We start from the raw sequence: 20,929 nt of genomic DNA, 5'->3' as shown, positions 1-20,929 counted from the left end.
CGGTCAGACCCGCGCCGCCCCGAGCGCGGTGATCGCGCTGTCCAGCCGGCGGGCGTACGCGTCGGTGAGGGCGCCCTCGCCGCGGCGGATCGCGACCTTCTCGCGGAGCCGGGCGATCCGCTCGCCCAGGTCGCCCGACCGGGCGCGGGCCGCGTCGGTCAGGTTGCGCAGCTCGTTGCGGAAGTCGAGGCCGACGTCGGGTCGGATCCCCCCGTCGTCGAGACCGGCGTTGATCAGCCCGTCGACCCGGTTGGCCGCCTCGATGAGGTCGCCGCGCTCCGGGGGCGTCGGGGTCGGCCGGGGCGCGACCGGCGGGGCGGACGTCGGGGTCGGGGAGGCCGCCGGGGGCGGTGCGGTGACCGTCGGCGTGGGGGAGGGCGGCGGGTCGGACGGGCCCGTGGTGGGCAGCGACCGGGGCGGGCTCGGCTCCTCCTGACGGATCGCGGGCACGGCCAGGGCCACCCCCACCAGCAGTACGACCGGCACGATCAGCACCGGGCGCGGCAGGCGGCGCCGACGGCGCTCCTTGGCGTGGCGGGCACCGCGTGGCTCGATCCCGCCGCCCGGCTCCGCCCCGGCCGGTCCTGCCGCCCCGCCCGCCTCAGCGGGCAGGGTCGGGAGGGTGACCGTCGGCGCGAGCATGGTGGCGGCCTGCGGGTCGGCGGGTAGCAGCTGGTCGCGCAGGAGGGTGGCGACCTGGCGGGCGGTGGGCCGCGCCAGCGGGTCCCGCTCCAGGCAGCGCAGGCAGGTGCGGGCCACCTCGGGCGGCAGGCCCGGCATGTCGGCCAGCGGGGGCGGGCCCTCCCCGGCGAGCGCCTCGCTGAGCTGCTCCCAGGTGTCCGCCGGGTACGGCACCCGACCGGTCAGCGCCTCGTAGAGCAGCACGCCGAGGGAGTACACGTCGGTGGCCGGCTGCGCGGGCGCCCCGTCGAGCCGTTCCGGCGCCACGTACGCGGGCGTGCCGAAGGTGCCCCCGTCCTCGTCGTCGTCCGGCGCGCCGATCCGGGTGGCGATGCCGAAGTCGAGCACCTTGACCCCGGCCCGGGTCATCATCACGTTGGCCGGGGTGATGTCCCGGTGCACGATGCCGAGCCGGTGCGCGGCGGCGAGCGCGTCCGCCACCTGGGCGCCGACCTCGACCGCCTCGGCCCACGGCAGCGGCCCTTCGGTGAGCCGGACCTCCAGCTCCTCGCCGGCCAGCAGCTCCATCACCACGAACGACGTGATCGACCCGTCGGGCGCGACGGTCTCGCCGTAGTCGTGCACCGAGGTGACGTGCGGGTGGACGAGCTGGGCGGCGGCGCGGGCCTCCTCGCGCACCATGTCGCGGAAGCGGGCGTCGGCGGCGAGCGACGGGGCGAGCACCTTCAGCGCCACGACCCGGTCGAGCACCTCGTCGCGGGCCCGCCAGATCACCGACATGCCGCCGGCGCCGATCTGGTCGACGAGCCGGTACCGGCGGGCCAGCAACCGGCCGGGGTGCAGTGCTGGCTTCACGGAACGCACCTGCCTCGCTGTGGGAGCGCTATCAGGTTGCGCGAATGTGACGGGCCTGTCAACGGTCGGCTACCTTCCGGGACCGGACCGCGTCGGCCGGACCCGTGCCCGCCGCCCACGGGCCGGCACCGGACGGCCACTTTCCCGCCCGTGCCAGGATGAACCCATGTCGCGGGGACCGGTGGCGTTCGTGCTCGGAGGCGGGGGAGTCCTCGGCGCGGTCGAGGTGGGCATGCTGCGGGCGCTGTTCCGGGCCGGCATCCGGCCCGACGTGGTGCTCGGCACCTCGATCGGGGCGGTCAACGGCGCGCTGGTCGCCGCCGAACCGTCCGAGGCGGTCACCGACCGGCTGGTCCGGCTCTGGGCCTCGCCCGAGGCGAGCGAGGTGTACGGCGACTCGGTGGCCCGCCAACTGCGCCGCTTCGCCGCCCGTACCCACCTGCACTCGCCCCGCCCGCTGCGCAAGCTGCTGGAGGCCGAGCTGGGTGCGGAGACCACCTTCGCCGACCTCCAGGTGCCCTTCCGCTGCTGCGCGGCCAACATCGAGCGGGCCGCCGAGTACTGGTTCGACAGCGGACCACTGGTGCCGGCCGTGCTCGCCTCCGCCTCGGTGCCGGGGCTGCTGCCGCCGGCCCGCATCGACGACCAGCACTACATCGACGGCGGGATCGTGAACTCCATCCCGATCGGCGAGGCGGTCGCCGTGGGCGCCACGCGGATCTTCGTACTCCAGGTGGGTCGGATCGAGCGGGCCCTGACCCCGCCCCGGCGGCCCTGGGAGATCGCCCAGGTCGCGTTCGAGATCGCCCGGCGGCACCGGTTCGCCCGGGAGATGGCGGCCCTGCCCGACGGGGTGGAGGTGCACGTGCTGCCCACCGGCGGGCTGGAGCCGCGCGACGACACGCCGTGGGCGTACCGGGACATGGCGGCGGTGGGGCGGCGGATCAGCCGCGCCTACACGGCCTCCCGGCGCTACCTGGCGACGCAGTTGGAGCACTGATGCCCCTGCCGCCGCGGTGGGTACGCCGGCTGCTCCTGGCCCCTGGCGTGGTGCTGCTCGCCTTCCTGGTGGTGACGACCCTGCCGGTCTGGGCGCTGCTCGCGGCGGCCGCCTCGCCGCTGGTCCCGGGCCGGCTGCGGCCGCTGCGCCTGCTCTGGCTCGGCTGCGTCTACCTGGTCTGGGACGCGACGGCGCTGCTCGCGCTCTTCGTGCTCTGGGTCGCCTCCGGCTTCGGCTGGCGGGTTCGCTCGCCCGGCTTCCAGCGGGCGCACTACGTGCTCGCCGGCTGGTTCCTGCGGGCACTCTTCTGGCACGCCCGCTGGGCGCTGCACCTGAGCATCGACGTGGTGGGCACCGACCCCGACACCGCCCTGCCCGGCCGGCCCGAGCTGGTGCTCTGCCGGCACGCCGGGCCGGGCGACTCGTTCATCCTGATCCACGCCCTGGTCAACTGGTTCAACCGGGAGCCGCGGATCGTGCTGAAGGACAGCCTCCAGTGGGACCCGGCGGTCGACGTGCTGCTCAACCGGCTGCCGAACCGCTTCCTCGCGCCGGGCCCGGAGGGCCGGGGGTCGGTGACCGAGCAGATCGGGCACCTGGCCCAGGGCCTGGACGACGACGACGCGTTCGTGATCTTCCCGGAGGGCGGCAACTTCACCCCCGGCCGCCGGCTGCGGGCCATCGAGAAGCTGCGCGGCCTCGGCCTCGAACGGATGGCGCGGCGCGCGGAGCGGATGCGGCACGTGCTCGCCCCGCAACCGGGCGGGCTGCTCGCGGCGCTGGACGCCGCGCCAGACGCCGGGGTGATCTTCGTGGCGCACACCGGCCTGGACCGGCTGCTCAGCGTCGGCGACGTGTGGCGGGAACTGCCGATGGACAAGCGGATCACCATGCGCTTCTGGTCGGTGCCGCCGGAGGAGGTGCCGACCGGTCGGCAGGAGCGGATCGACTGGCTCTTCGACTGGTGGGCCCGGATCGACGAGTGGATCGCGGCCAATCGGGACGGTGCCGCGTAGGGTGCGCTGGTGGACCAGATCTGCGTGGTGACGACGGTGGTGGACGCTCGCTCGGTCGCTGACGTGCTGGCGGCCGCGGCCGTCGCCGGTCGGCTCGCGGCCTGTGCGCAGGTGGGCGGCCAGGTGGACAGCACCTACTGGTGGCGTTCCGGGGTCGAGACCAGCACCGAGTGGTCGGTGCAGTTCAAGACGGCGCCGGACCGGGCCGCCGCGCTGGTGGAGCAGATCCGGGCCAGCCACCCGTACGAGGTGCCGGAGATCCTGGTGACCCTGGTGGACAGCGGCGACCCCGCCTACGCCGCCTGGGTGCACGAACACAGCCGACCCTGAGTACCCGCACTCTGGTCAGGTGATCTCCCGGCCACCATGATGGCCGGGTGCAGAACACCGGCTATCCCTGTCCCGCCTGCGGCGCGCCGGCCGACCTCGGCTCCGGCTGCTCCGGCTGCGGCCGGCCGCCGCACCCGGCCGCCGCCGAGGTGGTCCGGCTCGACCGGGAGATCGTCGCGCTCGGCGGCGAGGTCGAGCGGGCCCGGGCGGCGTACCAGGGGCTCGCCGACCGGCTGGGCGCGGCCCGGCGACGTCGGGCGGCGCTGGCCGCCACGGTACGGGCGGAGTTCCCCGTGCCGCGCCCGGCGGCTTCCGCGACCCCGGCGCCGGTGCGCCCCGCGGCCGCCGTGCCCCCGGCGCCGGCCCGCCCGGGCGTGACCCCGCCGCCGGCCGTGACGCCGGCGTGGCCGGGCCGGTGGCCGGTGGCTCCGGTCCCCGCTCCGGCGGGTGCGGGCGTCGGCGGGGCGGAGACCTCCACCCGTACGGTGCAGGGCCTGCTCTTCGTCCTCGGCGGGCTGCTGCTGGGCACCGCCGCGGTGGTCTTCACGGCGGTCGCCTGGGCGGCGGTGGGGGTCGCCGGTCGGGCCCTGATCCTGTTCGCGTTCACCGCGCTCGCCCTGGCCGCGCCGCTGGTGGCGGTGCGGCGCGGGCTGCGCGGCACCGCGGAGACCTTCGCCGCCGTCGGGCTGCTGCTGGTGCTCCTCGACGGGTACGCCGCCTGGTCGGTGGACCTGGTCGGGGTGGCGGACTGGCCCGCCACCCGGTACGCCGCGCTGGTCGGGGGGGCCGGCGCGGCGGTCGCCGCCGGGTACGGCCGGCTCAGCGGACTGACCGTGCCGTGGTTCGCGGCCCTGGTGACCGCGCAGCCGGTGCTGCCCCTGCTCGTCGCCGACGCCCGGCCGGAAGCCGCCGGCTGGGCGATGGCCTTCCTGGGGGTGGCACTGCTCGACCTGGCGGTGCTGGTCGCGCTGCGCCGCCGGGGCGCCCCGGCGACCGTTGCCGAGGCCGTCGGGGTTCCGACGACCGGCGGCCCGACCGTCGGTGGTCCGACCGTCGGTGGTCCGACCGCCGGTGGGGTCGCCGGTGCCGTGGCCCCGGCCGGTGCGGCCCCCGGGACGTCCGGCGCGCGTCCGGCGGTCCTCGCCGGGCGCGTCCTCGCCTGGGTGGGGCACGCGGGCGCGCTCTTCGTGGCCGCGTTCTGCGCGCTCGTACCGCTGGCCCTCGGCCAGGCCGCCGGCGTTCCGCTGCTGGCCGGGGCGCCGCTGCTGCTGGTGGCGCTGACGCTGCTCGGCACCGCGCTGCTCACCGGCGGGGCGGTGTTCCGCGCCGTGGCCGCCGCGCTGCTGGTGCCGGTGCTGGCCGGCGCGGTGGTCCGCCCGATCGCGGAGCTGGGCCTGGCGCCGCTGCTCTCGGCGCTGGTCGTGGTGGCGCTGGCCGGCGGGGTGCGGCTGCTGCCCGCCGGATGGCGGACCGGTCCCCGGGCCGGCGCGCTGCTGGTGGCCGGCGGGACGGCGCAGGTCGCCGTGCTGCTGGCCGTCGCGTTCGCCGGCGCCACCGCCGGCCGGTCGCTGCCGCCGTGGCAGGGGGCCGCCGCCGGGCCCGACCTCGACCAGGGGTGGCAGTCGCCGGTGGTGATCGCGCTGACCGTGGCCGCCCTCGGGCTGTTGCTGCCGAGGGCCGCCCGGCCGGCGTTGGCCGCGATCGGTGCGGCGGCCGTCGTGCTGGCGGTGCCGGCCGGCTGGCCGTCGCCCTGGCCCGCGGTGGTGGCCCTGGACCTGGTGGCGGCGGTGGGTCTGCTGGCCGTCGCGGTGGGGCGCCCGGGCGTCCGGTCCTGGACGGTCCTGGCCGCGGGGGTGGCCGGGACCGTCCTGCTCGGGCACGGACTGGTCGTCGGGTTCGCCGCGCCGGCGGGTGCGGGTGCGGCGCTCGCCGTGGTGCTGGTCGCCGGGACCGCCGTGGCGCTGGTCGGCCGGCGCGGCACGGCCGCGCAGCGCCGGGTGGCCGGGGCGGCGCTGGCCGTCGTGCCGCTCGCGGTGCCGGCCGGCGCGGTCGTCGCCCTCCTCGCCGCCGGTGCGCCGGCCTGGTGGCAGGCGCGGGCGGCGCTCGCCGCCGTCGCGCTGCTGCCCGTCGGGCTGCTCGCGGTCCGCCGGCACTGGCCCGACCTGCGGGCGTACGCCTCCGTCGGGGTCGCCGTGGCGGTCACGGCGGTCGGGTTGGCGCCGGTGGCCGTACGGGCCGACGAACCGGTGACGCTCTACGCCGCCGTGGCGGTCCTGCTGGCGACGCTGGGCGGGGCGGCGCGCTCCGACGTCGTCCTGCGGGTGGCCGGCATCGGGCTGCTCGTGGTCTCGGTCGCCACCGCCGTGCCGGTGACGCTGACGGCGCTCGTCGCCCCGTACGGCGGGGTGTCGCCCTGGTCCGGGGCGCCGACGGTCCGGGCCGATCCGGGGGCGCTTCCGGTGGGCCTGGCGTTGGCCGTGCTGGCGGTGGCCGGGGTGCTGGCCGGCCGGCAGGACCGGGGTGCCGTGCGGACCGGCACCACCGGCGCGGACGCCGTCCCGTCGGCGGGCGCCGGCTGGTGGCGGGCCACGCTGGTCGCGGTGCCGTTCGCCGCGACCGCGCTGCCCGTGCTGCTGGTGGCCGCAGGCGTGCCGTGGCCGGTGCTGCCGGTCGGCACGCTGCTCGGCGGGGTGGCGCTGGTGCTGCTCGCCGCGCTGGCCGCACCACGCCCGCTGCTCGCCCCGGTCGGGTTGCCGGTGGGCCTGGTGCTGGTGGCGTCCGGGCTGCTCGGGCTGCTGGCCACCCGGACGGGCACGGTTGTCGGCCTCGGCGTGCTCGTGGTCGCGGCGACGGTGGTCGGGGTGGCGGCCCGCCGGGACGACGCCCGCCTCGGCGGCGCCCTGGTCGCGGTGGCCGCCGCGACCGGCCTCGCCGTCGTCGCGCCGCTGGCCGGCGGGCTGCCGGTGCGGACGGCCGCGTTCAGCGTGCTCGCCGTCGCGGTGCTCACCCTGGCCGCCGGGGCGGCGGCCGGTCCGGTCCGCCGGGGGCGGGTCACGGCGGCGGCGTTGGACGCGGCGGCCCAGGCGGTGGCGCTGGTCGCGCTGCTGCTCGCGGTGGGCTCGCTCCGCCACGCCGCGGCGGTCTGCGTGCTGTGGGGCGCCGCCGTCGCGCTGCGGGTGCTGCGCCGGGGCGAGTCGGCGGGCCGGCGGTGGGTCTTCGCGGGCATCGCCGGCGGCAGTGAGCTGCTCGGCGGCTGGCTGCTGCTGGCCGCCGGGGACGTGGCGGTGCTGGAGGCGTACACGGTGCCGGCGGCGGCGCTGGCTCTCGTGGCGGGCGTGGTGGCGCTGCGTACCCGGCCCGGGCTGAACAGTTGGCTGGCGCTGGGCCCGGGGCTCGCGGCCGGGTTGCTGCCGAGCCTGGTGTCGGTGCTGGTGGCTCCGGACCCCCAGCCGTGGCGGCGACTGCTGTTGGGCGTCGCCGCGCTCGGCGCGGTGCTCGCCGGTGCGACCCGCCGTTGGCAGGCGCCCGTGCTGCTGGGCGGGGTGACCCTGGCGCTGCTCGCGCTGCATGAGCTGGTCCGCGGCTGGGACCTGCTGCCCCGGTGGATCTTCCTGGCCGTCGGCGGGTTCGCGCTGATCGGGCTCGCCACGACCTACGAGCGACGCCGCCGGGACCTGGCCCGCCTGCGGGCCGCCGTCGGGCGGATGGGCTGACCGGTCCCGGTCACGGGCGTCGGGGGTAGGGCTCGCCCTACCCCCGACCCGGGGGTGGGCAGGGTTACTCAGCGCAACCGTTCGCCGGAGACTGGGAGGGGGACGCGCCGACCGGCGTGCCCCGGGATCGAGGAACGGGAGCCGCAATGGTGCTCGGAGCGGTGACGGACCCGCCGGTACGGCGGGGCAGTGACTACGCGCAGTTGTCCCGGCGGATCAGCGGGGCGGGCCTGCTGGAGCGACGCCCGGGACGGTACGTGACCCGGATCGTGCTCACGCTGGGCGTCTTCGCGGCGGGCTGGGCGGCCGTCGGCCTGGTCGGCGACTCGTGGGCGCAGCTCCTGGTCGCCGTCATCCTCGCCGTCGCCACCACCCAGGTCGCGTTCCTCGGCCACGACGCCGGCCACCGGCAGATGTTCCGGCGGCGCGGGCCGAGCGAGGCCATCGGCCTGCTCACCGGCAACCTGGCGGTCGGGCTCAGCTACGGCTGGTGGGTCGACAAGCACAACCGGCACCACGCCAACCCCAACCACACCGACGAGGACCCCGACGTCGGGGCCGGCGCGCTGGTCTGGACGTACGAGCAGGCCGCCGCGACGCTCGGGTTGGGCCGCCGGCTGGCCCGCCGGCAGGCGTGGCTGTTCTTCCCGTTGCTGCTGCTGGAGGGGATCGCCCTGCACGTGGCGAGCGTGCAGGCGATCGTGGGTCGGGACTCCGACGGCCGGTTCCGCACCCCGATGCGGCACCGGCGGGTCGAGGCGCTGCTGCTGGTCCTGCACGCCGTGGGCTACCTCGGTGCGCTGCTGCTGGTGATGTCGCCGGTGAAGGCGCTGCTCTTCGTCGCCGTCCACCAGGGACTGTGGGGCTTCTACATGGGCTGCTCGTTCGCCCCGAATCACAAGGGCATGCCGATGCCCACCGCCGACGACGACCTGGACTTCCTACGTAAGCAGGTGCTCACCGCGCGCAACGTGCGGGGCGGCCGGCTCGTCGACGTCGCCCTGGGCGGGCTCAACTACCAGATCGAGCACCACCTGTTCCCGAACATGCCCCGGGCCAACCTGCGCCGGGCCCGGCCGATCGTCCGCGCCTACTGCGCCGAGCAGGGCATCCCGTACGCCGAGACCGGGCTGGTCGAGTCGTACCGCCAGGCGCTCGCGCACCTGCACGAGGTGGGCCGGCCGCTGCGCGGCTGAGACGCGCGAACGGGGGCGGCGCCGACCGGCGCCGCCCCCGTCTTCGCGTGCGGTCGGGCTCAGGAGCCCATGGACTCGATCAGCTCCTGCGGGGCCTCCTGCGTGTCGCTCGCGGCGGGCTTCTTCACCGAGACCGGCGCGCCGAAGTTCGAGTAGTTGGTGATCATGGTGCCCAGCGACTCGTGCAGCACCTGGGTGTCGATGGCGAACTCGACGAGCCGGCCCTGGTCGTCGACCCTGGCGGTGAACGGGACGGCCTTGGCCTTGTCACCGAGGGCCTGGATGGCCTTGTCGTCGGGCTTCGTACGGGTGTAGTCGAGGGTGCCGGAGTAGCTGCCCGGGGCGGTGCTCTCGACGTCCACCACGCTGTCGACCATCTGCTTCGCGCCGCCCGGGTCGCCGTCGGGCATCAGGTTGAGCTGGCCGCTCTTGCCGAGCTTGGTGGCGTCCATGTGCATCCACTTCTTCGGCATCCCCTGCATGCCGGTGACCTTCAGGTAGACGTCGTTGCCGAGCATCAGGATCCGGAAGGTGCCCTCCGCGCCCATCTTCAGCGTCATGTCGCCGGTCTTGGTGGCCGGGTCCATCACGCCGCTGCCGTTGATGACCGGCGACGTGAGCTGCATCTTGACGCTCTGCTGGTTCAGCTTCTGCGCGGCGGCGGTCAGCTCGGCGCGGGCGTCGGCGGGGGCGCTGCTGGCCGGTGCCGCGCCGGTGGTGGCGCCACCGTTGCCGGCCGGAGCGTCCGCGTCCGTGCCGCACCCGGTCAGACCGAGGGCGAGCGCGGCGACGAGCGCGACCCCCGTGGTCGCCAGCCGTCGAGTGTTCATGGTGGAAATCTCCTCACGCAGGGTGGACCGGGGCGACGCGTTCGCGGGCCCCGGCCGGGCCGCCGGTCAGCCTAACCCCGCCGGTCCACAGCCGCCCATCTATGCCCTGGCGGTCGCCGGGGCCGCCGTGCCGCCGGGTCGGCCACACCTCCCGCCGCTGGTCGGCGTCGTCGCGCCCGGTCCCGGTAGGGTCTCCCCATGGCAGACGTGCTCACCGCCGAGGCGGTGCGAGACGAGCTGGGTGGGCTGGCGGGCTGGTCGGGAGACCCCGCAGGGATCACCCGCACCGTGGAGCTGGCCAGCTTCCCGGAGGCCATCGCGGTGGTCGACCGGGTCGCCGTGACGGCGGAGGAGCTGGACCACCACCCCGACATCGACATCCGCTGGCGGGCCCTGACCTTCCGGTGCGTCACGCACTCGGCGGGCGGGGTCACGCGGCGTGACCTGGAACTGGCTCGGCGGATCGACGAGATCGTGGGGAGCGTCGGATGAGATTCGAGATCAGCAAGGTGCTGGACGCCATCGAGGGCCGGGTCAGCACCGACCCGTCGCTGGCCCGGGCCGTCGTCGACCTGGCCGAGGTGATCCGCTACCAGGACCTCGACGGCGGCCGGCCGGCGAGCCTGCTCCGCCTCGGCATGGTGATCGACGCCCTCGCCCGCGAGTTGGAGGAGGACAGCGTCCCGGTCTACGCGGTGGTCCACCGGGCCCTGCTCTCCGACGCCGACCTCACCTCCAACGAGCGCATGGTGGTCCGCCGGTGGGCCGACGACGGGCTGGTCGAGGTGCTCGACAACCCGGGCGACCGGATGCTGGAGGTGGCGGACCTGCTCGGGCTGCCCGTGCTCACCCGGGTGCGGGCCGACGGCCTGCGCGGGCGCTACCCGTGGCTGGTCGAGCAGGCCGGCCGGGTGCTCGCCCCGGTGCCCGGCGCCGGCGGGCCGGCCTTCATCGCCCACGTCGGCGGCGGGCACACGCCCGTCGCCGGTGACCGGTCACCGGCCGGCGTGAAGCTGCTCACCCGGCGGTGGCGCTGCGCGGAGCCCGGCTGCGCGCTCTTCGGCGGCGGCGGCGGGGGTGGCGGGGCCTTCGCCGACCTGTCCCGGGTGGTGGAGCGCAGCCCGGCCGGCCAGCCGCCGCCCACGCTGCGCGGCGGCGCGCCGACCTGCCCCCGCCACGGCACCCGGCTCGGCGACGCCGGTCCGCGACCGCGCAGCGCCGTCCTGGCCGTGCGGGTGGGCGGGCTGATCCGCCGCCGCTTCGTGCTCACCGAGGAGGAGCCGGCGGTGGTCGGCCGCGCGCCCGACCAGGCCGGCGGGATCACGCTCGGGCAGTGGCTCAACGACGAGGCGCGCCGCTGGATCAGCCGCAGCCACGTCCGGTTCGAGCTGCGGGTCGGCGAGGTCATCGTGACCGACGTGAGCACCAACGGCTCGGGCATCCGCCCGGGCGGGTCGATGGCGGAGGCCGACCGGGTCCCGCTGGCGCCGCAGCAGTCCCGGGTGCTGGCCGAGGGCGACATGGTGGAGCTCTACCCGGGGGTGCAGATCGGCCGGCCCGACGAGCTTCCCACCGGCGCCCCCTACACGCCGACGTCGGTCATGGCCGAGGCCCCCACGATGGCGATGCGCCTGCCCCGCTGATCCGCCGGGAGACGACGGCGGGCGCCGGGACCGTGGTCCCGCGACGCCCGCCCGTGTCGTACGGGGCTCAGCCGGCCAGCACGGCGGCGAGCTGGGCGACCGCGTGGTCGATCTCCTCCTCGGTGATCACCAGCGGCGGGGCGAGCCGGATGGTGGCGCCGTGGGTGTCCTTGGCGAGCACCCCGCGCTCGGCGAGCCGCTCGCACGCCTCCCGGCCGCTCATCAGGCTCGGGTCGATGTCGAGGCCGGCCCACAGGCCTCGGCCCCGCACCGCGACGAGGCCCCTGCCGACCAGCGAGCGGAGACCGGCGTGCAGCCGGGCGCCCAGCTCGGTCGAGCGGCGCTGGAACTCGCCGGTGGCCAGCAGCCGGACGACCTCGGTCGCGACGGCGCAGGCCAGCGGGTTGCCGCCGAACGTGGAGCCGTGCTGGCCCGGCCTGAGCACACCGAGCACGTCGGCGTTCGCGGCCACCGCGGAGACCGGCACGATGCCGCCGCCGAGCGCCTTGCCCAGCAGGTACATGTCGGGCGTGACGCCTTCGTGGTCGCAGGCGAAGGTGTCCCCGGTCCGGCCGAGGCCGGACTGGATCTCGTCGGCGATGAAGAGCACGTTCCGCTCGGTGCAGACCCGGCGTACGCCCGGCAGGTAGCCCTCCGGCGGCACGACGACGCCCTGCTCGCCCTGGATCGGTTCGAGCAGCACCGCGACGGTGTTCTCGTCGACGGCGGCGGTCAGCGCCGCCAGGTCGCCGTAGGGGACGACCGTGAATCCCGGGGTGAACGGCCCGAAGTCGGCCCGCGCGTCCTCGTCGGTGGAGAAGCTGACGATGGTGGTCGTCCGGCCGTGGAAGTTCCCCTCGGCCACCACGATGTTGGCCTGCCCCGGCGCGACGCCCTTGACCTGGTAGCCCCACTTGCGGGCGACCTTGATGCCGGTCTCCACGGCCTCGGCGCCGGTGTTCATCGGCAGCACGAGGTCCTTGCGGCACAGCTCGGCCAGCTCGCGGCAGAAGTCGGCGAACTGGTCGTGGACGAACGCCCGGCTGGTGAGGGTCAGCCGGTCGAGCTGCGCGTGCGCGGCGGCGATCAGCGTCGGGTGGCGGTGGCCGAAGTTCAGCGCCGAGTAGCCGGCCAGGCAGTCGAGGTAGCGGCGGCCGTCCACGTCGGTCAGCCAGGAGCCCTCGGCGGAGGAGACGACCACCGGCAGCGGGTGGTAGTTGTGCGCGGTCCACCGCTCCGCGTCGCGGATCGCCTCCGGCGTCCGCAGCATGTCGTCGATCACTGGCTCGCCTTTCCCTGACGGAGTCGCAACGTGCAGCACTTCGGTCCGCCGCCGGCCTTGCGCAGCTCGGAGAGGTCGACACCGATCGTCTCGTAGCCCCGGTCGCGCAGCTTCGCGGCCAGGCCGGTGGCCTGCGCCGGCAGCACCACGTGCCGGCCGTCGCTGACCGCGTTCAGCCCGAAGACCTCGGCGTCGGCGAGGGTGGCGTGCACCGCGTCGGGGAAGAGCCGGCGCAGCACCGCCCGGCTGCCCGGCGAGAACGCCTCCGGCAGGTACGCCACCGTCCGCTCGTCGAGCACGGTGAGCGCGGTGTCCAGGTGGTAGAAGCGCGGGTCGACCAGCTGCATGGTCACCACCGGGTAGCCGAAGACCTCCTGGAGCTGCGCGTGCGAGGCGTGCGCGGTGCGGAAGCCGGTGCCGGCCAGCAGGAAGTCGCCGGCCAGCAGGATGTCGCCCTCGCCCTCGTTGACGTGCTTCGGGTCGTACATCCCGAAGCCGGCGGCCTCGAACCAGGCGCGGTAGGCGGGGGCCTCGTCGGCGCGCTGCGGGTCGCGGAACTGCACGGCCATCGCCTTGCCGTCGATCACCGTGCCGCCGTTGGCGGCGAACACCATGTCGGGCAGGCCGGGCACCGGAGCGATCTCCTCGACGGTGTGGCCCAGGTCCCGGTAAATCTGGCGCAACTGCTCCCACTGCCGGACGGCGAGGTCGACGTCGACCGGCGCGGTCGGGTCCATCCACGGGTTGATGGCGTAGTCGACGGCGAAGTACGTCGGCCGGCACATCAGGAAGCGCTGGCTGGTGGCGTCCATCGTCATTGTCCTGCTCCCAGGGGTCGGGCGCGCCCGGCCACCTTCGGCCCACGGGCTGGCGCCGTTGCTCAACGTTATGCGGCCGGGGGCGACACAATCCACCGGCGATGCTTGCGTCGAACGGCTGATCGTTGCGTATCCGAACCCAGGGAGGGCGATATGTTGCGGCACGGTGCCCGGACGGCGGCGATGCGCTGCTTCAGCCCTGCTCCACCCCGAGGTGGGCCTGCCGGTGCCGGGGCGTCTCGATCTCGTCCAGCAGCGCGACGGCGAAGTCGGCGTACGGGATCCGGCTCGCCGCGTCGGCCGTCGCCCACCGGTAGCGGCCGACGCCGGTGCCGTCGTGGTCGAAGTCGCCGGCCGGGCTGAGCACCAGCCAGTCGAGTTCCGGCCCGGCGTGGCGCAGCGTCTCCGTCCCGGCCGCGTGTCCCAGGTAGAAGGACCGGTACTCCTGCGGATAGCCCGTCGTGTCCATGAGCAGGTCACCGCCCGCCGTCGGCAGCACCGAGGCCAGCCCGACGGCCAGCAGCCGGCGGGTCCCGGCCGACGCCAGCCCGGCGGCCAGCGCCCGGGCGGCGGCGGGGAAGAAGACGTCCGGCGGCGCGGCCAGGTCGGCGGCGGCGTGGATGGCGGCGTCGTGTCCGACGGCCAGTGCGCCGACGCGGCCGGCGTCGGTGACGTCGCCGCCCGCCACCCGCACGGCGTTGGTCGAGGCCAGATCGGGATGCCGGCCCGGGTCCCGGACGACCGCGGTGACCTGGTGCCCCCGGGCCCGCGCCTCCCGCACCGCTGCCCGGCCGGCCCGCCCACCGGCTCCGAAGACAATGATCCTGCCCATCGTCGTACCCCTCGCGCCCGTCGTCCCGGCCGGTCGCCGGAACCGCGACGGACGCTAGTCGGCACGGTGGTTACCGATGGGATACCAACTACTGTGGCGGGCATGGCCACGTCGCTCGACCCGGAGATGTTCGACCCGGTCTGCCCGTCGGACCTGTCCCCGATCCGGTTCCGCGACAAGTGGGCGGGCATGATCATTCGTTGCCTGGAGGCCGGTCCCCGGCGCTTCTCGGAGCTGCGTGTGCCGCTGCGCGGCATCACCGCGAAGGTGCTCACCCGGTCGCTGCGGACCCTGGAGGAGGACGGTCTGGTCGGGCGCACCGTCCACACCGGGCCGGTCCGGCGGGTCGAGTACGCGCTGACCCCGCTCGGGCGCAGTCTGCTCGGACCGATGGACGTGGCGTGCGAGTGGACCCGCCGGCACTGGGACGAGTTGCTCGACGCGCGGGAGGGCGTGACCCTCGGCGCCCCGGAACTCTGAGCCGGCCCCGGCCCGCCGGATCGCGCCCGGTGACCGGGCGAGCGTCAGTTGAGCGCCGGATGCCGTCGTGCCGACCGGCGGCAGCGCCACCGTGAGCAGGGCCGGCCACCTGGGGAAACACTTCGGGGGCGGCGAACCGCCGCCCCCGAAAAAGGGTTGCCCGGCTGGTGAACCACCAGGCTGGTCGGGCGTCGCCGGTGAACCACCGGCGCTGCCGGCGCACCGCCGGCGAGCCGAACAGTGCCCGCTAGAAGCGGTCCACAAACTGTGAGTCAAGCCACTCGCGGAACCGCTGCACCCAGTCCCCGTCGGTGGTCGGCCAGTCGAACTGGCCGGTCATCGCCAGCACGCCGAGCACCACCGCGCCGAGGCCCAGGGCGACGCCGAGCAGCGCGTCGGTCTTGCCGGCGATGTGCCGGCGGCGGGTGGCCATCAGGCCCAGCACCGCGAGGACCGCGCCGAGGGCGCCGAGTCCGATGCCGTACCCGGCGAGGGTGCCGGTGAGCACGAAGAGCGCCCCGGCGACGCCGACGATCAGACCCAGCGTGGCGAGGATGCTGGCCCGGGGCTTCGGGCCGGCGACCACCGGCCGCTCCGGCTCGCGGTCGGGGACGCCGTCGCCGTCGCGGTCGACGGGCCGCTCCACGGTGCGGTCCCGGTCGACGGGCCGCTCCACGGTGTCCCCGTCGAGCGGGCGCTCCCCGGCGCGGTCCGTCCGGGCGCCCAGCGCCGCGTTCCGGTCCAGATCGGTCGTCCGACCGTCGAGGGTCCGTTCGAGCGTTGGGTCGGGCTCGGTGGTCCGGGGGGCGCGTCGGTGGTCGTCGTCGATGGGTCGGGCCGTGGCCGCCCGGGCGACGGCCGCCCGCTCGGCCGCCCGCCGCTCGGCGGCGGCGTCCCGCCCGGCGCCGTCGGGCGCGGCGCCGCTGCGGTAGGTCGTCTGCTCGCCGTCCCGGTCGGTGACCACCGGACGGCTGGGCCCGTTGCCGCCGTCGGCGTCGGCCCGCGTCGCGTCGTCCCGGCCGGCGGCAGCGTCGCGGCCGTCGAGGTTCTCGTCCCGTGTCGGCGCCTCTTCCGACCGGCGGGACAGCGAGGGAATCTTCACCACCACACACCTCCTCATGAATGCGTGGTGGCCGATGCAACGACGCCGCCCACGCGGTACGCCTCTGCAATACCCAGGCGGTCGTTCCGCGACACCGGGGTGTGCGCGGCGGTGGGCCGGTTCGGTGCGGAAGACGTTCCGGTCCACGCGTGCAGCCGGCGTGCCGGTCTACGCGTGGGCGTCGGTGCCGGGTCTGCGGCGAGCAGCTGCCGACCGGGCGCGGCGTCCTACCGCTGCCACGTGTCGAGGGCGCGGGCGGCGGCGCGGGCGAAGTCGTCCATGAGGTCCGGGCTGCCGCTGGTGCCTTCCCAGCCCTGGTCGTGGAGCACCGTCGTGACGTCGTCGGCGCGGATCACGGCGATCTGGCTGACCGCGTCGCCGCCGGTGCGGCTGCCCTGCAAATCCGTCTGCGGCCAGGTCTGGGTCACGAGCAGGGCCTCGTCGCCGACGCCGGGCAGCGGGCGGGTCCGGACCTCGACGGTGGCCCCCGACCGGCGGAAGGACTGGCACGAGTCGAGCGAGGCGCGCACCCGTCGCAGGTAGTCCGAGGCGCCCTCGCCCTGGAAGATGAAGATGGTCTGCGTGACCGTGCCGTACGGCACGTTCTCGGGCGGGTCCTCGATCTGCTTGTAGACGTTCATCATCGAGGCGCTCGCGGTCACCGCCCGACCGCCGGTGCCGAACTCCTCGCCGCACAGCTTGGGCAGGGCGTTCGCGACGGGAGTCGTCGTCCGGGGCGACTTCCGATGTTCCGGCGGCAGTTCGAGGAAGGCCGAGGTGGGAATGGTCACCGGCGCCTTTCCGGTGGGCGAGGGTGGCGGAGCCGTCGCGGTGGACGCCGGCACGGTCGCCGACGGGGTGGGTGCCGCGCTCTGACCCTGATCGTCGGCCGGGGCGGTGCAGCCACCACCGAGGCCGATGGCACCGAGCAACGACACACCGAGGGCGGTGGATCGCCGCAGTCTGGTGGCGGGGCGCCGGGGGGTGCGGTGATCCATCGTGGTGCCTCCCTGTGTCGGCCTGCCCCGACCTCTTCCCGGCAGCGGGTCGACCGAAACGAGGGGGTGCTGCCCGGCAGCCGGGCAGCACCCCACGCTGGGTCGAGGCGCGTCAGGCGGGCACCGTCCACTTCTGGTTCGCGCCACCGGTGCACGTCCAGATCTGGGTCGGTGTCGCGTTGGCCGAGCTGTTGTCCAGCACGTCCAGGCACTTGTTCGCGCTGGCGCTGACCAGATCGCGGGCCGCCGTCGCGGTCCACCGCTGGTTCGCCGCGCCGGTGCAGGTCCACAGCTGGGTCCGGGTGCCGTCGGCGGTGGCGTTGTCCCGCACGTCCAGGCACTTGCCCAGGGCCCGTACGGTGCCGTCGCCGCCGAGCGTCCACTGCTGCGCGGCGCTGCCGTTGCAGTCGTACAGCTGGACGGCGGTGCCGTCGGCGCTGTCGGCCCCGGCGACGTCGAGGCACTTGCCGGCCAGGCCGACGATCGGGCCGGTCCGCCCGCCGCCGCCGGACTGGCTGCCCGACCAGGTGAACGTGGCGGTGGTCCGGGCCGGCAGCGAGTACGTGAAGGACTGCCCGCCCCACACCACCTTGACCGACTGGCTGCCGGCGCCGCCGTTGTGCGCGATGAGCGCCTTGGACCCGTCCGGGTTCACGTACGCCACGTTCTGCACCGTGCCGTTGGCGGTCGAGTCGATCCGGTACGCGCCGGGTCGGACGAACTTCGTCAGGTGCCCGGTGGTGTAGTACTCGACGGTGTAGTCGACCTGGCCGGCCCGGGGGCCGCCCTCCTGGACGGTGACCAGGCCGGTGCAGACGTCGCAGCCGCCGTTGTGCGGGCCCATGTTCTGGTTGAGGGCGAGGCTCCACTTGACCAGGCTGCTGCTGTAGTTGCGGGCGTAGTTGACGATGTCGGCCAGGTCCTCGTTGTGCTGGTTGCCGATCCAGGTGCCGCCCGAGTGCTCGGTGCTGAACTGGCGCACCGACGGGTACTGGTTGCGCACCTGGGTGCCCACGGACGGCTCACCGAAGTAGCCGTGCCAGGCGATGCCGCCGAAGAGCGGGTCGTTGCGGATGCCCGGGTCGGCCAGCAGCACCGCCCCGAAGCCGGAGTAGTCGCCGTAGTTCCAGTCGTGCACGAGGACCTTGGTGCTGAGGCCGGCGGCGCGCAGCGCGGGATAGAGGTGGTTCTTGGTGAACTCGACAAGCCCCGACCCGTTCCAGCTCATGCCCGGGTAGTTCATCTCGGTCGGCGCGGCGGGCTTGCAGCAGTTCGGCTCGTTCTGCACGGACAGGTAGTTCACCGGGATGCCGGCGGCCTGGTAGGTCTGCACGTACCTGACCAGGTACTGGGCGTACATCGGGTAGTACTCCCACTTGAGCCAGCCCATCTGGTCCATCCGGCCGTTGTCCTTCATCCAGCCGGGGGCGCTCCACGGCACCCCCTTCACCCGCAGCTCCGGGTTGAGCGACCGGGCCTGGGCGGTGAGCAGCCGCACGTTGGTGTCGTAGCCGTTGCTGTAGAAGTCGTCGAGGTCGCAGCAGGTGTCGTCGAGGGAGACGTTGCCCGGGCGGGAGAGATCCGAGGCGCCGATGGGGTTGCGGACGAAGGAGAGCCCGATGCCGTCGGTCGGGGAGAAGAGCCTGCGCATCACGGCGTCGCGGGTGGCCGCGCTGATCGGCCCGCCCCGGAACAGGTACGCGGTGGTGTCCGTGATCGACGCGCCGCCGCCCTCGAACTGCTGGTAGCGGGTGTTCTCGTTGACGGTGATGGTGTGCGTCGCGCCGCCGCTGGAGGGGGCGAAGGCGAGCGGGGCCTGCTGCTGGAGGCCCCGGCTGACCTGGCGGCCACCGGGGTCCGTGGTGGTGGTCAGCCAGACGTTCACCGGCTCGTTGGCGGCGGACGCCGGCGCCGGGAGCGTGACCGTGGCGGCGGCCACGGCGGTGCAGAGCGCGAGCAGACCTGCGGACGCGACTCGGCGCCGGGCTCGCCGGCGGTGACCGGCCGTGGCGGGTACGGGGGTGGTGGACATCGGGTGTTTTCCTCTCGCGCGGCGGTGGTGGCGATGTGCGAACGTGCACGAACCGGCCGGTAGCGGGCGCGTTGATGTCACGGATTGCCCGGACCTGTCCGAACCTCCGCGAGACCCAGTCAATATTCCTTCGTAATAGAAGTCAATGAATCCGTCCGACTGTCTGCCGGCGTGGCGGGTGTGCGCGGCAGCAGGGACCCGCCCCGTCCCGCGCCGACCTCCGCCCCCGGCGCGCTGGTTATCCTTGGCACCCGTGCCAGAGGGACACACCATCCACCGCCTGGCGGCGCGGCACGCCGAGCTGTTCGGCGGGGACAAGCTGCACGCCGCCAGCCCGCAGGGCCGCTTCGCCGAGGGCGCGGCCCGCCTCTCCGGCACCGTCCTGGAGGCCACCGAGGCGTACGGCAAGCACCTGCTGCACCACCACGCCGACGAGCTGACCCTGCACGTGCACCTCGGGCTCTACGGCAAATTCGCCGACGGCGCCGGGGAGCCGCCGGAACCGGTCGGCCAGGTGCGACTGCGGCTGACCAGCGACCGGCACTGGCTCGACCTGCGCGGCCCCACCGCCTGCGAGCTGCTCACCCCGCCCGAGGTGGCGGCGCTGCGCGCCCGGCTCGGCCCCGATCCGCTGCGCGCCGACGCCGACCCCGACCGGGCGTACGCCCGGATCTCCCGCAGCCCGACGCCGCTGGCCGCGCTGCTGCTGGACCAGTCGGTGGTGGCCGGCACCGGGCTGATCTTCGTCACCGAGGCGCTGTTCCGGGCCGGGCTGCCGCCCACGCTCCCCGGCCGGCGGCTGACCCGCGCCGGCTGGGACGCGCTCTGGGCCGACCTGGTGGCGCTGATGCGGCTCGCCGTCGTACGCGGCCGCATCGACACCGTCCGCGACGCGCACCTGCCCGGGGCGATGGGCCGCCCCGCCCGCGTCGACCGGCACGGCGGCGAGGTGTACGTCTACCGCCGCCCCGGCGAGCCCTGCCACGTCTGCGCCACGCCGGTGAGCCGGGGCGGGCTGGCCGGCCGCAACCTCTACTGGTGCCCCACCTGCCAGCGGAGCTGACCCCTCCCCGGCCGCGCCGCACCGATTCCGCGCCGGCCTGCGCCCGCCGCGCTGAGCGCGTCCCCGCCGCCGCGCGGATCCCGCGCCGTTCTCAGCCCGCCGCGCGGAGCAGGCTCCGCCGCCGCAGGGGTCAACCGGCCGCGAGCAACCAGCGGACCACCTCCACCTGGTGGGGGAAGACCTTCCCCTCGCCGATGCTCCAGGCCAGCGTCTGCCCGATCGTCCAGCCGCGTACCCGCTCCCGGTCGAGCCCCAGCTCCGCGCTGAGCCGGTCCAGCCGGTGCCGGACGGCCTCCGGCGAGTGCCCCAGCTCCGGGCCGCGCACCAGCGGCACCACGCCGAACTCGCGCTCGCCGGTCAGCGGCTTCGGGTCGATGAGCAGCCACGGCTCCCGGGTCGCCCGCAGCACGTTGCCGGCGTGCAGGTCCTGGTTGACCAGCACCTGCTCGCCCTGGCTGCCGGCCAGGTCCGTCAGCAGCCCCAGCGCGGCGTCGAGCAGCCGCCGCTCGTACGGCCGGCCGGCCCGCTCCCAGTTCACCGGCAGCCGCTCCAGCCAGCCGGCAGCCTCGTCGGCGAGCGGGGTGAACGGCGGGCCGGCCGGGCGCCACAGCCGGGGCAGCAGTCCGACCGCCACGTCCAGCGCCGCGTCGGCGGGCAGGGCGTGCAGCGGCGTGCCGGGCGCGCACCGCTCGACCAGCAGCGCCCGCCGCTGCGGATCGTGCCCGAGCAGCCGGGCCGCCCCCGCCCCGGCCCAGTGCTCCAGTGCCGTCGCCTCGTGCACGCTGTCGGGGTCCGGGTACTGGAGCTTGAGCACCGCCGGGGTGCCGTCGGGCAGTTCCGCCGGCAGGGCCAGCGACGCGAAGGCGTACGGGAAGGGCGGCCCGAGCCGCAGCGACCAGCGCGCGGTGCAGGCGGCCAGGCGCTCCGGCAGGGCGGCCAGCCACTCCCGCCCGGCCGGCACGTCCCGCACCCAGCCCAGCCCTTCGGGGATCAGCAGTCCGGAATCCATCCGGCCATCCTGGACCAGCGCCCGCCCACCCCGCACCATCGATTCCCCCGCCCCCGCCGGTGGCGGTGATCAAGAGGTTCGAGTCCAC

Annotated in this window: 18 protein-coding genes; 9 read left to right on the top strand and 9 right to left on the bottom strand. The window is 75.4% G+C overall.

Annotated features, from left to right (window positions below):
- Positions 1–3: 3 nt before the first annotated feature.
- On the bottom strand, positions 4–1,497 hold the full coding sequence (locus DER29_RS22425) for a serine/threonine-protein kinase (protein WP_121399659.1): 1,494 nt from the start codon (positions 1,495–1,497) through the stop codon (positions 4–6).
- Between the two features lie 166 nt (positions 1,498–1,663).
- On the opposite strand from DER29_RS22425, the gene DER29_RS22420 reads away from it, so the two are divergent.
- The 5 genes from DER29_RS22420 to DER29_RS22400 all read left to right on the top strand — a co-directional run bounded on the left by DER29_RS22420 (position 1,664) and on the right by DER29_RS22400 (position 8,752).
- A complete protein-coding gene (locus tag DER29_RS22420; RefSeq protein WP_121399658.1) occupies positions 1,664–2,497 on the top strand; it encodes a patatin-like phospholipase family protein in 834 nt (277 codons plus the stop codon).
- Entirely contained in the window at positions 2,497–3,513 is a 1,017-nt protein-coding gene (locus tag DER29_RS22415) for a 1-acyl-sn-glycerol-3-phosphate acyltransferase (protein ID WP_121399657.1), read from the top strand. Before DER29_RS22420 ends, DER29_RS22415 begins: the two co-directional genes overlap by 1 nt.
- A 9-nt stretch (positions 3,514–3,522) precedes the next feature.
- Positions 3,523–3,843 carry a divalent-cation tolerance protein CutA gene (gene cutA / locus DER29_RS22410; protein ID WP_121399656.1) on the top strand — a complete coding sequence of 107 codons (321 nt, stop codon included), beginning with the start codon at positions 3,523–3,525 and terminating at the stop codon, positions 3,841–3,843.
- Between the two features lie 47 nt (positions 3,844–3,890).
- Positions 3,891–7,556, top strand: a complete 3,666-nt coding sequence (locus tag DER29_RS22405) for an SCO7613 C-terminal domain-containing membrane protein (RefSeq protein WP_121399655.1) — start codon at positions 3,891–3,893, stop codon at positions 7,554–7,556.
- Positions 7,557–7,702: 146 nt separating this feature from the next.
- Entirely contained in the window at positions 7,703–8,752 is a 1,050-nt protein-coding gene (locus DER29_RS22400; protein ID WP_121399654.1) for an acyl-CoA desaturase, read from the top strand.
- Positions 8,753–8,811: 59 nt separating this feature from the next.
- Here the strand turns inward: DER29_RS22400 and DER29_RS22395 are convergent, their stop codons facing one another.
- Entirely contained in the window at positions 8,812–9,582 is a 771-nt protein-coding gene (locus DER29_RS22395; protein WP_121399653.1) for a hypothetical protein, read from the bottom strand.
- Between the two features lie 198 nt (positions 9,583–9,780).
- On the opposite strand from DER29_RS22395, the gene DER29_RS22390 reads away from it, so the two are divergent.
- Together DER29_RS22390 and DER29_RS22385 are read left to right on the top strand one after the other, a co-directional pair.
- Entirely contained in the window at positions 9,781–10,074 is a 294-nt protein-coding gene (locus tag DER29_RS22390) for a 4a-hydroxytetrahydrobiopterin dehydratase (RefSeq protein WP_121399652.1), read from the top strand.
- The gene (locus DER29_RS22385; protein WP_121399651.1) at positions 10,071–11,225 is read left to right on the top strand and encodes an FHA domain-containing protein; all 1,155 of its coding nucleotides are present in this window, start codon (positions 10,071–10,073) and stop codon (positions 11,223–11,225) included. Before DER29_RS22390 ends, DER29_RS22385 begins: the two co-directional genes overlap by 4 nt.
- Positions 11,226–11,292: 67 nt before the next feature.
- Here DER29_RS22385 and rocD read toward each other — a convergent pair whose 3' ends face one another.
- From rocD to DER29_RS22370, 3 genes are all read right to left on the bottom strand, one after another.
- A complete protein-coding gene (gene rocD / locus DER29_RS22380; RefSeq protein ID WP_199729503.1) occupies positions 11,293–12,507 on the bottom strand; it encodes an ornithine--oxo-acid transaminase in 1,215 nt (404 codons plus the stop codon).
- A complete protein-coding gene (gene ddaH, locus DER29_RS22375; protein ID WP_199729536.1) occupies positions 12,504–13,319 on the bottom strand; it encodes a dimethylargininase in 816 nt (271 codons plus the stop codon). Before ddaH ends, rocD begins: the two co-directional genes overlap by 4 nt.
- Before the next feature lie 199 nt (positions 13,320–13,518).
- Entirely contained in the window at positions 13,519–14,157 is a 639-nt protein-coding gene (locus DER29_RS22370) for an NAD(P)-dependent oxidoreductase (RefSeq protein ID WP_121399649.1), read from the bottom strand.
- 102 nt (positions 14,158–14,259) lie between these two features.
- Here DER29_RS22370 and DER29_RS22365 point away from each other — a divergent pair, with 102 nt between their 5' ends.
- Positions 14,260–14,637: a helix-turn-helix domain-containing protein gene (locus DER29_RS22365; protein ID WP_121399648.1), complete on the top strand. Its 378-nt coding sequence runs from the start codon at positions 14,260–14,262 to the stop codon at positions 14,635–14,637.
- 247 nt (positions 14,638–14,884) lie between these two features.
- On the opposite strand, the gene DER29_RS22360 is transcribed toward DER29_RS22365, so the two are convergent.
- The 3 genes from DER29_RS22360 to DER29_RS22350 form a co-directional block, all read right to left on the bottom strand.
- The gene (locus tag DER29_RS22360; protein WP_233600103.1) at positions 14,885–15,742 is read right to left on the bottom strand and encodes a UbiA family prenyltransferase; all 858 of its coding nucleotides are present in this window, start codon (positions 15,740–15,742) and stop codon (positions 14,885–14,887) included.
- A gap of 224 nt (positions 15,743–15,966) precedes the next feature.
- Entirely contained in the window at positions 15,967–16,530 is a 564-nt protein-coding gene (locus DER29_RS22355; RefSeq protein WP_121399647.1) for a hypothetical protein, read from the bottom strand.
- A 319-nt stretch (positions 16,531–16,849) separates the two neighbouring features.
- Positions 16,850–18,769 carry a ricin-type beta-trefoil lectin domain protein gene (locus DER29_RS22350; RefSeq protein ID WP_121399646.1) on the bottom strand — a complete coding sequence of 640 codons (1,920 nt, stop codon included), beginning with the start codon at positions 18,767–18,769 and terminating at the stop codon, positions 16,850–16,852.
- Between the two features lie 253 nt (positions 18,770–19,022).
- Here DER29_RS22350 and DER29_RS22345 point away from each other — a divergent pair, with 253 nt between their 5' ends.
- A complete protein-coding gene (locus DER29_RS22345; protein ID WP_121399645.1) occupies positions 19,023–19,832 on the top strand; it encodes an Fpg/Nei family DNA glycosylase in 810 nt (269 codons plus the stop codon).
- Between the two features lie 130 nt (positions 19,833–19,962).
- Here DER29_RS22345 and DER29_RS22340 read toward each other — a convergent pair whose 3' ends face one another.
- Positions 19,963–20,841, bottom strand: coding sequence for an aminoglycoside phosphotransferase family protein (locus DER29_RS22340; RefSeq protein WP_121399644.1), 879 nt, complete (start codon positions 20,839–20,841; stop codon positions 19,963–19,965).
- Between the last annotated feature and the right edge of the window lie 88 nt (positions 20,842–20,929).

The sequence above is a fragment of the Micromonospora sp. M71_S20 genome, from assembly GCF_003664255.1.
Lineage (GTDB): Bacteria > Actinomycetota > Actinomycetes > Mycobacteriales > Micromonosporaceae > Micromonospora.
Note: the sequence above shows the minus strand (reverse complement) of the source record. Positions and strands in the feature narration are given on the sequence as shown.